The 12594-nt window shown below is 64.8% G+C and carries 8 protein-coding genes; 7 read left to right on the forward strand and 1 reads right to left on the reverse strand.

Annotation, left to right across the window (positions count from 1 at the left end; all coding sequences use genetic code 11):
• Positions 1 to 67 precede the first annotated feature (67 nt).
• The 5 genes from U9R80_RS10690 to U9R80_RS10710 all read left to right on the forward strand — a co-directional run bounded on the left by U9R80_RS10690 (position 68) and on the right by U9R80_RS10710 (position 7368).
• Positions 68 to 1042, forward strand: a complete 975-nt coding sequence (locus tag U9R80_RS10690; RefSeq protein ID WP_301839682.1) for a WD40/YVTN/BNR-like repeat-containing protein — start codon at positions 68 to 70, stop codon at positions 1040 to 1042.
• Positions 1043 to 1049: 7 nt separating this feature from the next.
• On the forward strand, positions 1050 to 3464 hold the full coding sequence (locus U9R80_RS10695; RefSeq protein ID WP_301839681.1) for an efflux RND transporter permease subunit: 2415 nt from the start codon (positions 1050 to 1052) through the stop codon (positions 3462 to 3464).
• A 27-nt stretch (positions 3465 to 3491) separates the two neighbouring features.
• Entirely contained in the window at positions 3492 to 4700 is a 1209-nt protein-coding gene (locus tag U9R80_RS10700; RefSeq protein WP_301839679.1) for a helix-turn-helix transcriptional regulator, read from the forward strand.
• A gap of 88 nt (positions 4701 to 4788) precedes the next feature.
• Positions 4789 to 6189: a DUF1329 domain-containing protein gene (locus U9R80_RS10705; RefSeq protein WP_301839678.1), complete on the forward strand. Its 1401-nt coding sequence runs from the start codon at positions 4789 to 4791 to the stop codon at positions 6187 to 6189.
• A gap of 138 nt (positions 6190 to 6327) precedes the next feature.
• Positions 6328 to 7368 (forward strand): Rieske 2Fe-2S domain-containing protein, encoded by a 1041-nt coding sequence (locus U9R80_RS10710; protein ID WP_301839677.1) that lies wholly within the window; start codon positions 6328 to 6330, stop codon positions 7366 to 7368.
• 1190 nt (positions 7369 to 8558) lie between these two features.
• Here the strand turns inward: U9R80_RS10710 and U9R80_RS10715 are convergent.
• Positions 8559 to 9452: a LysR family transcriptional regulator gene (locus U9R80_RS10715; RefSeq protein WP_442964948.1), complete on the reverse strand. Its 894-nt coding sequence runs from the start codon at positions 9450 to 9452 to the stop codon at positions 8559 to 8561.
• A 148-nt stretch (positions 9453 to 9600) separates the two neighbouring features.
• Here U9R80_RS10715 and U9R80_RS10720 point away from each other — a divergent pair, with 148 nt between their 5' ends.
• Together U9R80_RS10720 and U9R80_RS10725 are read left to right on the forward strand one after the other, a co-directional pair.
• Entirely contained in the window at positions 9601 to 10788 is a 1188-nt protein-coding gene (locus U9R80_RS10720) for a 3-hydroxyacyl-CoA dehydrogenase NAD-binding domain-containing protein (RefSeq protein ID WP_442964970.1), read from the forward strand.
• Complete coding sequence (locus U9R80_RS10725; protein ID WP_301839674.1) at positions 10785 to 12575, forward strand: acyl-CoA dehydrogenase C-terminal domain-containing protein; 1791 nt, start codon at positions 10785 to 10787, stop codon at positions 12573 to 12575. Before U9R80_RS10720 ends, U9R80_RS10725 begins: the two co-directional genes overlap by 4 nt.
• Positions 12576 to 12594 lie beyond the last annotated feature (19 nt).

Genomic DNA, 12594 nt, shown 5'->3' on the forward strand with positions numbered 1-12594 from the left:
GTCAACAATAACAACAGGATCAACGCCCCATGTGCCTCCTTTCACGACTCAATTCCCGGAGCCCGGTATGCGCCAGCTGATCGGATACGCTGTCAGCGGCGTGATCCTGGCCGCCGTGGCCTTCGCCTTCGCCCCGCGTAACCCGGCCCCGCTGGCCGCGACCCAGTTGCAGGTCGACCGGGTGCAGATCAATGCCTTGCTGGTCAACGGCCCGCAGCTGTTGGCCGCAGGCGAGCGCGGTACCTTGCTCAGCAGTCTCGACAGCGGTCGCTCATGGCAGGCTGCGCGGGTTTCGGCCGAGCGGGAGGCGACGCTTACCGGGCTGATTGCCCTGAGCCCCGAGGTGCTGGTGGCGGTCGGTCACGACGGCTGGATTCTGCGCTCGGACGACAGCGGCAACAGCTGGCAGGAAAGCCACTATGACGCCGAACTCGGTGAGCCCTTGCTGGGTGTGTGGAGGGGCGAGGGCCAGCAGGTCGTGGCCTACGGCAGCTACGGCAAGTACCTGGAGTCCAGCGATGCCGGCCAGCACTGGCAAGCGCGGGAACTGCCAGGTGACGGCGCGCATTTCAACGGCATGGACGGCGACCGCCAGGGCCGGCGCATGCTGGTGGGCGAGCAGGGCTTGGTGCTGCGCTCGGACGATGGCGGGGTGACCTGGCATCAACTGCCGGTGTTCTACAGCGGCTCTTTGTTTGGTGTGGTCAGCCTCTCGGCTTCGCACTGGGTCGCCTATGGCATGCGTGGCCAGGTGTTCCGTACCGGGGACTTCGGCGACAGCTGGCAGCATGTCGAGCTCGACAGTGCCCAGCCGATCTACGGCCATGCGCGCCTGCCGGGCGAGGCCGGGGTGGTGCTGGTGGGGGCCGGCAGCCAGCTGGTTCACCTCGATGTCCAGGGGCGCCTGCTCGACAGCACCCGGCGCAGCGGCCTGGGTACCCTGACCTCGGCCGTGGCCCTCAATGCCCGGCACCTGTTGGTGGCCGGCGAACGCGGTGTTTCCCAGGGACCGGACAGCGGCCTCGCCGCCCATGCACAGTGAGCTTGCCATGACTTCGACCACTTCCCGGCTGCAGCGCTGTGTGCAGGGCTGCGCCGATCTGTTGCTCAACCACCGCCGTGCCTGGTTGGCACTGTTCCTGCTGCTGAGCCTGGGCCTGGGCTACAGCGCCACCCAGGTGCGCCTGGACCCGGGCTTCAACAAGCAGATTCCGGTGCGCCATGAGTACATGCTCAACTTCCTTGACTTCAGCCGCGTGTTCACCGGGGCCAACCGCCTGCTGGTGAATGTGCGCTGGAAAGGCGAGGGCGACATCTACAACCCTGAATTTCTCGCGGTGCTGCAGAAGGTCACCGACGATGTGTTCTTCATTTCCGGGGTCAGCCGCCCCAGCGTGACGTCGCTGTTCACCCCCAACGTGCGCTATGTGGAAATCACCGAAGAGGGCTACGTGGGGGATCTGGTGGTGCCGCCGCAGTACGCCGGCACCGCCGAAGACCTGGCCAAGGTGCGCAGCAACGCGGCCCGGGCCGGGCAGGTGGGGCGGCTGCTGGCCAACGACCAGCGCTCGGCGCTGGTGCGCGCCGACTTGCAGGACACCGACCCCAAGACCGGCCAGCCGGTCTCGTATGTGGAGATCGCCCAGCGCCTGGAAGACATCCGCGCCCGCTACAACAGCGACACCATCGAGATCAACGTGGTGGGCTTCGCCAAGCTGGTGGGCGATGTGGTCGAGGGGCTGAACACGGTGCTGATGTTCTTCGCCGTGGCCTTTGTGATCACCGCCGCGTTGCTGTGGCTGTACACCCGTTCCCTGGCCCTGACCCTGGTGGCCCTGGTGGTGGCGTTGTTGCCGGTGGTCTGGCTGCTGGGCCTGCTGCCGTTGCTGGGCCTGGGGATCGATCCGATGTCGGTACTGGTGCCGTTTCTGATTTTCTCCATTGGCGTGTCCCACGCGGTGCAGATGAGCAATGCCTGGCGTCAGGAAGTGCTGGCCGGCAGCGACGCGCGCCAGGCGGCGCACAAGGCGTTCTGCGCGATCTTCATTCCCGGCGCCCTGGCCCTGCTGATGAATGCCCTGGGGTTTGCCGTGATCATGCTGATCGACATTCCCATCGTCCATGAACTGGGGGTGACCGCGTGCATCGGTGTCATGCTGATGATCGTCACCAACAAGATGATGCTGCCGCTGATCCTGGCCGGTCTGAAGCTGGCGCCGTCCAGGCGCGCGGCCACTGTGCAGACCCGCCGTCATGCCCTGTGGTGGCGCCTGTCGGCCCTGGCCGAGCCGCGTCCGGCGCTGGCGGTGTTCGTGGTCAGCCTGGTGCTGCTGGGCGCCGGTGTGCTCAAGGCGCGTCAGCTGGAGGTGGGTGATATCGGGGTGGGCGCGCCGGAGCTGCGCGCCGACTCGCGCTACAACCAGGACAACCAGCGCATCATCGGCAGCTACTCCATCGGCCTCGATGTGCTGTCGGTGTTCGTGCAGACCAACGCCGGCACCGAGGCCTGCCTCAATCCGCAGGTGATGCGCGCCGTGGAGGCCTTTGATTTCCAGATGCGCGCGGTAGCCGGCGTGCAGTCGGTGCAGAGCGTGGCCGGCATGGGCAAGGAAATGATCGCCGGCAACAACGAAGGCAACCCGCGCTGGTCGGCCATTCCGGGTTCGTCGCGGGGGCTGCAGCAGGGCTCGCTGGCCTATTCGCCCGATTCGGGGCTGGTGACCGAAGGCTGCCAGCGCATGCAGATCCTGGTGTTTCTCAACGATCACGAAGGGGCGACGGTGTTCCATGTGGTCAACGAGGCCAAGCGCATCATTGCCGGGATCAAGGCGCCGGAGGTGGCGTTCAAGCTGGCGGGCGGCAACGTCGGGGTGATGGCGGCGTCCAACGAGGCGGTCAAGCATGCCGAGGTGATCATGCTGGCGGCGCTGTTCTGTTCGGTGGCGTTGTTCTGCCTGCTGACCTTCCGTTCGCTGCGGGCGGTGCTGTGCATTCTGGTGCCGCTGGGGGTGGTGGCGATCCTGTGCAATGCGCTGATGGCCATGCTCGGCATTGGCCTTAAGGTCGCCACCTTGCCGGTCATGGCCCTTGGGGTGGGCGTGGGCGTGGACTACGGCATTTACCTGTACGAGCGCATCCAGCACGAGATGGCCGATGGCGCCGACTTGCGCGAGGCCTTCTACCGGGCCATGTGCCAACGGGGGACGGCGGCGGTGTTCACGGCCCTGACCATGGCCATCGGTGTCGGCACCTGGGCGTTTGCGCCGCTCAAGTTGCAGGCCGACATGGGCATCCTTCTGGCGTTCATGTTTCTGGTCAACGTGCTTGGTGCGATATTCCTGCTGCCGGCCCTGGCGGCCTGGTTCAACCAGGGCCGGCCGCTGGTCAGCAGGAGCGGCCCGCGAAGCACAGTGATTGAAGCACCGCATCGCGGGGCAAGCCCGCGCCTACAAGAACAACAATAAATTCAACGCAGTGCCATGGGGGTGTCTATGCAAAGCCGTATGTCCAATTCGCAGGTTCTGGCGCAGATGGGGCTGGACATGGAGACGTATGAGCAGTTGATCGGCGAGCTCTACGATGGCGCCCTGGATACCCGCCGGGTGGCCGAGTCGTTGCGCAAGCTGCAGCTGCTGTTCCAGGCCAACATCGTTACCTTGATCCTGCGCGCCGTGGATGAGCCGTACCTGTCGCCGATGCTGGCGGTGGGGGAGGTCAGCGGCGCCGGTGAGATCCACCACTACGCCTATTACAGCAAGTCGACACCCTTCAATAACCTGCCGCTGGACCAGGTGTTCACCATCGACGACCTGATGAGCGAAGCCGAGTGGCTGGGCTCTTCGTTTTATCTGTTGTACTGCCAGCCTTATGGCTGCTTCCAGATGCTCGGCGCCGATATCAGCATGCCCGACGGCGGCAAGTTGCGCATACGCATCAACCGCCGCCGCGACCAGCCGCGCTTCAGCGACTGTGAGCGGGCGTTGTGCGCGATGTTGCTGCCGCACCTGCGCCGGGCCTTGCACCTGCATGCGCAGCTGGACCGCAGCGAGTCGTTGGGCAGTTTGTATTTTCAGGCCATCAGTCGCTTGTCGGTGGCCACCATCGTGCTCGATGAAAGCGGCAGTGTGCTGCAGCTCAACCCGGTGGCACGGGACATCCTCGACAGCAACGACGGCCTGAAACTGGTCGGCGGGCGCCTGGAGGCCACCTATCCCAGCGACAACCGCGAGCTCACGCGCCTGGTTCGCGATGCCTTCCAGCGCGGACGCCAGGGCGATGTCGGCCATTGCAACGCCGCCGCGCTGTCGATTTCAAGGCCCTCGGGGCAGGTCAACCTGGGGGTGGTGGTGGAGCTGATCCCGTCCCAGGAATGGGTCGAGGGCAAGGGCCAGCCGACGGTGGTGGTGTATGTGCGCGATGCGGTGGGCAAGTCGCTGGTCAGTAACCTGGCGACCGCGCAGCTGTACAACCTGACCCCGGCGGAAACCGGCCTGGCCATGGAGCTGGCCAACGGCTTGTCGCTGGAGGAGGCCTCGGAGGTGTTGAACATTCGCCGCAACACGGCCCGGGCGCACCTGCGCTCGATCTTCTCCAAGACCGGGGTGCGGCGCCAGACCGAGCTGGTGCGCATTCTGCTCAACAGCGTGGTGGCCCTGGGGCCGCCCGGGGCCTTGCCGCCGGTGGTGAAAGCCGCGGGGTAAAAATGCGTTAGTCCGAGCAGACGATGTCCGGGCTTTAGCCCGCTGCCAATACTGGGCCACCGCTACCGGAAAACCACGGAGAACAACAATGACCGAGCGTAATCCACCCCACCTCAAGGCCCCTGGCCATCGCCAGCGCTGGCTGCTGGCCGCAGTGCTTGGCGCCGCCTGTGCGGGGCCTGTACAGGCCGCCCCGGAAGACGCGGCGCGCCTGGGCAGCGAGCTGACCTGCGTTGGCGCCGACAAGCGCGGCAATGCCGACGGCAGCATCCCGCCCTACAGCGGCCAGTGGCTGGGGGTACCGCCCCAGGTGCAGTTCAAAGGCACCGGTCATCATCCGGTCGACCCTTACCCGGACGAAAAGCCGCTGTTCGTGATCACCTCCGCCAACCTCGCCCAGTACGCCGAGTACCTGTCTGACGGCCAGAAGGCCCTGTTCAAGCTGTACCCGCAAACCTACAAGATGCCGGTCTACCCCTCCCATCGGGATTTCCGCTTTGCCGACTCGGTGTGCGAGGCGACTCGCGAAAACGCCACTGTCGCGCGCCTGGTGGATGACGGCGAAGGGGTGGTGGGCAAGACCGGTGGCACGCCGTTCCCGGTGCCGCGCAGCGGCCTGGAGCTGCTCAAGAACGCCTCGACCTTCACCCTGCGGGCCTGGACCGAGGAATACGTCTCCGACAACGCCTACGTGCTCAAGGATGGCAACATCAACTGGGGGCGGGTGCATTCACGCAACCTGGCGCCGGCGCTGCAGCCGGGCAAGGTCGGCGACACCGTGGGCAACTCCTCGTTCTACCTCAACGAAACCCTGTTGCCCCAGCGTGACAAGGGCGAGATCAACACCGGCACCGAGTTCTGGAACGACAAGACCGAGCCTCGCCAGAGCTGGCGCTACGACCCGGGCACCCGTCGCGTGCGCCAGTCACCGGGCTATGGCTTCGACATGGCGTTCCCCGGTTCCGGCGGCTCGATCACCGTGGATGAAGTGCGCCTGTTCAACGGCTCGGGCCAGCGCTACGACTGGAAGATCGTCGGCAAGCGCGAGATGTTCATCCCCTACAACACCTACCGCCTGCACGCGGCCAACCTCAAGTACGCCGACCTGCTGACCCCGGGGCACATCAACCCCGAGGCCATGCGCTACGAGCGTCATCGGGTGTGGGAACTTGAGGGCACCCTCAAGCCCGGCTATCGCCACCTGTACGGCAAGCGCAAGTTGTACATCGACGAAGACACCTGGTTCCCGATGCTGGCCGACAACTACGACAACCGTGGCGAGCTGTGGCGCACCTCGATGGTCAACTACTTCTACGCCTACGAATCCCAGGTGCCCCAGGCCGGGGTTGGCCTGTACCACGACCTCAACGCCGGCAGCTACCTGGCCTTCAACCTGATCAACGAACAGCGCAACGGCTACATGCTCAACAAGGGCGGCTTCAACCCGCGTGACTTCGGGCCGGAGGCTGCACGCCGGGCGGGGCAGTAGGGCGGTGTTGTCCATCTAGTCCGTTTGAACGATGAGCAGCCCGCCAGGGCTGCTCAATGATGTCGGGTAGGGGATTGTGCCGGCTGCCTGGTCCGGCATGGCTCGACCCGGAGTTTCCACCAGAGGAAGAACAAGAACATGACGAAACTCGCTGAATTAAGCATCGAAAACACCCAGCGCACCCACCGCTACGCGCGTGGCTGGCACTGCCTGGGCGATGCTGCTGACTACCGTGATGGCAAGCTGCACACCCTGAACATCTTCGGCACCCGCCTGGTGGCGTTCGCCAACAGCGAGGGCAAGATCAGCATTCTTGATGCCCACTGCCCGCACATGGGCGCCGACCTGTCCCAGGGCACCATCGAGAACGACACCGTGGTCTGCCCCTTCCACCACTGGAAGTACGACACCACCGGCAAGTGCGTGGAGATTCCGTACTGCAAGCGCATCCCGCCCAAGGCCAAGACCCGCAGCTGGCTGACCTGCGAAGAGAACAGCCTGCTGTTCGTGTGGAACAACCCCGAGGGCCGTCCCCCGAAAGAGGGCGTGGTGATCCCGCACCTGGAAGAGATGGACAGCGACGAGTGGATTCATGAGTGGAACATCGACACCATGCTCATCGAGACCAACCCGCGCGAGCTGGTCGACAACCTGGTCGATGCCCAGCATTTCGGCCCGGTGCATGGCACCCCGACCAAGTATTTTGCCAACATCTTCGAAGGTCATATCGGCCATCAGATTTTCCACGGCGACTCCGAGCGTTTGGGCGGTGACCTGATCGCGCCGTCGGCCTACTACGGCCCGGCCACGCACTTTACCCACCTGAGTTCGATGTTCGGTGAGGTGCGGGTGCATGCGATTTTGCTCAACAGTCATGTGCCGGTGACGCCAGACAGTTTCGAGCTGCGCTTTGGCTGCATGGTCAAGCGTGTTCCGGGCTGGAGCGAGGAGCAGAACCGTGAGGTGGCCCAGGCGTATGTGATGGGTAACCGGGCGTCGTTCTATCAGGACGTGGACATCTGGAAGCACAAGATCCGTATCGACAAGCCGGTACTGGCCGAGAATGACGGCCCGGTGTATCAGCTGCGCGAGTGGTACCAGCAGTTCTTCACCGATGAAGACCTGGTGCCGGCGAGCATGGCCGAGCGTCGCGAGATTGTGACGGTCGACGAGCGTTGAGTGGCGGCCGGCCCCGGGGCGACCTGGGGTCGGTGTGTTGCGTTTGCTTGGTTGCGGGAGTGCCGATAATGAAAATAAAAAGCCTTCGAGCCTACTGTGTTCCGTTGTTGAGTGTTGTGATTGTGATGTATGCGGCGTTGACGGTGACGCCGCCCAAGGATCGCAGTTGTCCGGCGTGTGTGATGATGCCGAGTTTTCAGGGGTTGCAGACGGTGCGCTAGGTTGTGTAGGAGCGGGCTTGCCCCGCGATGGCCCCTGAGTCGTGTATATCCTTTAGGGTCATCACCGACCTCCGCGATGAGGTGTTGGTGTTGGTGGTCTTATCCATTGGCTAGGGTGACGCTGAATCACCTTTGCGCCCTTACGGCGCCTTACTTTGGCAGTCGCCCCAAAGTAAGCAAAGGGCTTGCCCCACCAGGGGCCCTACGCTGCGCTTCGGGTCCCCTCACTGCGGTGTCGCTACGGGGCATTGCGAGCTACGCGTTGCAAGCAACGCTACGCTTCGCATCTTCGGCATTCGCCGAAGGCGCTGCGCGCTAGCCCCTCCACGACACCTCCGTTCGGCCCTTCTGGTTAACGGGGCCGGTGGATCAAAAGCCAGATCAAGATCAAGAGCAAGAGCACAATTCGCTGCGCTCTTGCTGACCTGCGGGAGCGGGCTTGCCCCGCGATAGGCCCCAGAGTCATGCACATCCAGGCGCAACGGCGAAGCAGGATCACCAACAGACATGGACCTGTCGCCAGGATTCAAGATCCATCGCGGGGCAAGCCCGCTCCTACAAGACCACGGCTAGGCCCTTGTAGCCGCTGGCGACAGCCTGCGATCGGCCGCACAGCGGCCGCAATTCAGGCGACTTTGTGTCTGTTGGCTTGCCCCGCGATGGCCCTCGAGTCGTGCACATCCAGGTGCAACGGTGAAGCGGGTCACCGGCAGGCATGAATCTATCCGCAGGATTCACGATCCATCGCGGGGCAAGCCCGCTCCTACAGACCACGGCTAGGCCCTTGTAGCCGCTGGCGACAGCCTGCGATCGGCCGCACAGCGGCCGCAATTCAGGCGACTTTGTGTCTGTGGCTTGCCCCGCGATGGCCCTCGAGTCGTGCACATTCAGGTGCAACGGTGAAGCGGGTCACCGGCAGGCATGAATCTATCCGCAGGATTCACGATCCATCGCGGGGCAAGCCCGCTCCTACGGTATGGCGAGGATTTGGTTTACCAGCCATTCCAGCGCCCGTTCGCGTCCGCGTTGGGCCAGGTAGACGAGGTCCAGTTCAAATGGCTCCAGCGCGAATGGCAGGTCAAACAGTTGCAGTGGCAATAGCGCCGCGAACTGGCGCGCCACTTGGGTGGGCAAGACCACGCACAGGTCCGTTGCGGCCACCAGGTGCGCGGCCTGGAGGTAGTTGGGTGTGGTGTAGACGATCTGCCGTGAAAGGCCTTGTTCCCCCAGCCATTGATCCACCATGCCCCGGGTCTGGCCGCCATACACCCAGAGGTGTCGCAAGCTCAGGAAGGTGTCCAGGTCCAGCGCACCCCGCACCTGCGGGTGATCGCGCCTGACGGCGATTTGCAAGGTTTCGCGGCGCCAGTGGTGACGCGCGAAGCGCGCCGGGACTTCGTCGAAGCGGCCCAGGACCAGGTCCAGGCTGCCGCGGTCCAGGGCATCCACCGGCAGGCTCGGCGCCAGTGTCGCCACGTCCAGGCGCAGGTTCGGGGCGCAGTCCTGCAGCCGGCACAGCAGGGTAGGCATGCTCAACTGCTCGACAAAGTCGGTCATGGCCAGGCGAAAGTGCTGGCGGCTGTGCAGCGGGTCGAAGCTTTCGCCCACGCTGAGGGTCTGTTCGATCTGCAACAGCGCGGCGCGAATCGGGCCTTCCAGCGCCAGGGCCCGGGGCGTGGGCTGCATGCGCCGGCCAACGCGTACCAGCAACGGGTCGTCGAGCAGTTCGCGCAGGCGCGCCAGTGCGTTGCTGACGGTGGGCTGGCTCAGGGCCAGGCGCTCGGCCGCGCGCGAGACGTTTTGCTCGCGCAGGAGCACGTCGAGGATGCGCAGCAGGTTCAGGTCGAAGGTGGATATATTCATTTGACCAATATGAGGCATATGAAAATGAAATTTCTCAAATAGTAGGCAGCTGCTTAGGGTGTCGGCAATCCTTCTTTTCGATTTGGGAGTGCCAGGTGTGAGTAACGGATTCGTAGTGCAGCAGGCAGCAGTGGTGGGGGCCGGAACCATGGGCCGGGGTATTGTCATTAGCCTGGCCAGTGCCGGCATCCCGGTATTGTGGCTCGACAGCGACGCGCAGATGGTCACGGCGGGCCGGAAAGTGGCCGCCGACACCTGGGCCCAGCAAGTGCTCAAGGGGCGTATCAGCGAGGCCCAGGCCGAGGAAAACCTGGCCCGGGTCCAGCCGGTGGACAGCTATGCGGCGCTGGCCGATGTCGATCTGGTGATCGAGGCGGTGTACGAGAACCTTGAACTCAAGCAAAGCATCTTCAGCATCCTGGACAACACCCTCAAGCCCGGTGCGATTCTGGCCAGCAACACCTCTGCCCTGGATATCGATGCCATCGCCGCGGTGACCTCGCGTCCCGAGCATGTACTGGGCCTGCATTTCTTCAGCCCGGCGCACATCATGAAGCTGCTGGAAATCGTGCGTGGCGCGCACACCGCGCCGGCGGTGCTGGACGCGGCACTTGCCCTGGGCAAGCGCCTGGGCAAGGTGGCGGTGGTGTCCGGCAATTGTCACGGCTTTATCGGCAATCGCATGCTCAAGCCCTACGCCGATGAGGCGCGCAAGATGCTGCTCGAAGGCGCCTTGCCGCACCAGGTGGACGCTGCGCTGCAAGCCTTCGGTTTTGCCATGGGGCCGTTTCGCATGTACGACGTGGTCGGTATCGACCTGGAATGGCGCGCCCGACAACTGGCCGGCCAGGGCATGGACAGCCCGCTGGTGCAGGTCGACAACGCGCTGTGCGACCTGGCCCGCTTCGGCCAGAAAGCCGGTCGCGGTTACTACCGCTACGCCGAGGGCAGCCGTGAAGCGCTGCACGATGCCGAGGTCGATGCCCTGGTAGAAGAAATCGCCAATGGCCTTGGCGTGCGTCGGCACGCCATCAGCGATCAGGAAATTGTCGAGCGCTGCTTGCTGGCCCTGGTCAACGAGGGCGCGAAGATCCTCCAGGAGAACATTGCCGCCAACAGCCACGACGTGGATCTGGTCTACCTCAATGGCTATGGTTTTCCGGCTGCCGTCGGCGGGCCGATGACCTGGGCCGACGGCCAGGGCCTGGCGTCGATCCAGGAGCGACTGGAGCGTTTGCAGCGCATGCTCGGTGAACACTGGAAACCCGCACCCCTGATCGCCCGACTGGTGGCCGCCGGCAAGGGCTTTGCCCACGTACAGGAGGGCCGGGTATGAGCTATCAGGCACCGCTGCGCGATATGCGATTCGTGCTTCATGAACTGTTCGATGTGCAGGGGCACTGCGAGCAACTGGGCAATGGCCTGGACCGCGAGACCATCGATGGCGTGCTGGAAGAGGCGGCGCGCTTTGCCGCTGAGGTGGTGGCGCCGCTCAACCGCAACAGCGATGAACAAGGCTGCCACTTGCAGGACGGCAAGGTGACCACCCCGGACGGTTTTCGCGAGGCCTATCGGCTGTATGTCGAGCAGGGCTGGGCGAGCATGACCGGGCCGCTGGATTTCGGCGGCCAGGGTTTCCCGCAGATGGTCTCGGCCAGTTTCCACGAGATGCTGATGGGGGCATCGCTGTCGTTCCGGGCCTATTCGGGATTGACCGAAGGGACGGTGGTGGCGCTGGAGCGCCATGGCAGCCCCGCGCTCAAGCAGGCCTACCTGGCGCAACTGGTCAGCGGCCAGTGGGCCGGCACCATGTGCCTGACCGAACCCCAGGCCGGCACCGACCTGGCGCTGCTGCGCACCCGCGCCCAGCCCCAGGCCGACGGCAGCTACCAGCTCAATGGCAGCAAGATTTTCATCACCGGCGGCGAGCAGGACCTGAGCGAGAACATCATTCACCTGGTGCTCGCCCGCTTGCCCGACGCACCACCCGGGGTCAAGGGCATCAGCCTGTTCCTGGTGCCCAAGCGCCTGCTGGCGGCCGACGGCACGCCGGGTGAGCACAACGCCCTGGGCTGCGGCGCGCTGGAGCACAAGATGGGCCTCAAGGGCGCATCCACCTGTGTGATGAATTTTGACGGCGCCACCGGCTGGCTGGTGGGTGAACCCAACCAAGGCCTGGCGTGCATGTTCACCATGATGAACGACGCCCGTTTTCAGGTCGGTTTGCAGGGCCTGGGGATCGCCGAGGCGGCCTTCCAGGGCGGCCTGGCCTATGCCCGCGAGCGCTTGCAGTCGCGCGGCCTGGCAGGTGCCGTGGCGCCGGACAAACCGGCCGACCCGATCATTGTCCACCCCGATGTGCGGCGCATGCTGCTGACCCAGAAAACCCTCAGCGAAGGCTGCCGCATGCTCGGCGCCTACGCCGCCCGCCAGCTCGACCTGGAACACGCTGCCAGCGATCCGGCCGAACGCAAGGCCGCGGCACGGCGCGCGGCGTTGCTGATTCCCATCGTCAAAGCCTTTTTCACCGATGTCGGCCAGGAGGTCGCCAGCCTCGGGGTGCAGCTGTACGGCGGCCACGGGTTCATTCGTGAGTGGGGCATGGAGCAGTTGATGCGCGACAGCCGCATCACCCAGCTGTACGAGGGCACCAACGGTATCCAGGCGCTGGACCTGATCCGGCGCAAGGTGCTGGGCGATGGCGCTGCCGAGCTCAACGCCATGATCGAAGCGCTGGCCGCGCAGGTCGAGCAGGCCGCGCAAGATCCGGCACTGGCGCAAATGGCCGCCGTGGTCAGCCAGCGCCTTGAGCAATGGCGGGCACTGGCCGATTCGGTGCTGGCGGCCTGCGCCCGTGACCCCCAGGAGATTGGCGCGGTGTCGGTGGATTTCCTCGCGTACTCGGCCTATGTGTTGTTGGCGGCCCTGTGGCTGCAGGCGGCGACCAAGGCCCGTGCCGCGTTGGTTGCCGGCAGCGAAGAGGCGGCGTTCTACCAGGCCAAGCTGCAGTCGGCGGACTTCTACCTGCGCCGGGTGCTGCCACGGGCCGGCGCCCATCGCGAGGCGCTGCTGGCCGGGGCCGATTGCCTGATGGCGATGGCCGAGGGGGACTTCGCCTTCTGATTCATCACTGCGGACCATC

The sequence above is a fragment of the Pseudomonas sp. JQ170C genome, from assembly GCF_035581345.1.
Taxonomy (GTDB): domain Bacteria; phylum Pseudomonadota; class Gammaproteobacteria; order Pseudomonadales; family Pseudomonadaceae; genus Aquipseudomonas.

Coding starts and splice junctions, on each gene's coding strand:
- U9R80_RS10725 (WP_301839674.1), top strand. CDS start 10,785: ATGAGCTATCAGGCACCGCTGCGCGATATGCGATTCGTGCTTCATGAA.
- U9R80_RS10700 (WP_301839679.1), top strand. CDS start 3,492: ATGCAAAGCCGTATGTCCAATTCGCAGGTTCTGGCGCAGATGGGGCTG.
- U9R80_RS10715 (WP_442964948.1), bottom strand. CDS start 9,452: ATGAATATATCCACCTTCGACCTGAACCTGCTGCGCATCCTCGACGTG.
- U9R80_RS10690 (WP_301839682.1), top strand. CDS start 68: ATGCGCCAGCTGATCGGATACGCTGTCAGCGGCGTGATCCTGGCCGCC.
- U9R80_RS10720 (WP_442964970.1), top strand. CDS start 9,601: ATGGGCCGGGGTATTGTCATTAGCCTGGCCAGTGCCGGCATCCCGGTA.
- U9R80_RS10705 (WP_301839678.1), top strand. CDS start 4,789: ATGACCGAGCGTAATCCACCCCACCTCAAGGCCCCTGGCCATCGCCAG.
- U9R80_RS10695 (WP_301839681.1), top strand. CDS start 1,050: ATGACTTCGACCACTTCCCGGCTGCAGCGCTGTGTGCAGGGCTGCGCC.
- U9R80_RS10710 (WP_301839677.1), top strand. CDS start 6,328: ATGACGAAACTCGCTGAATTAAGCATCGAAAACACCCAGCGCACCCAC.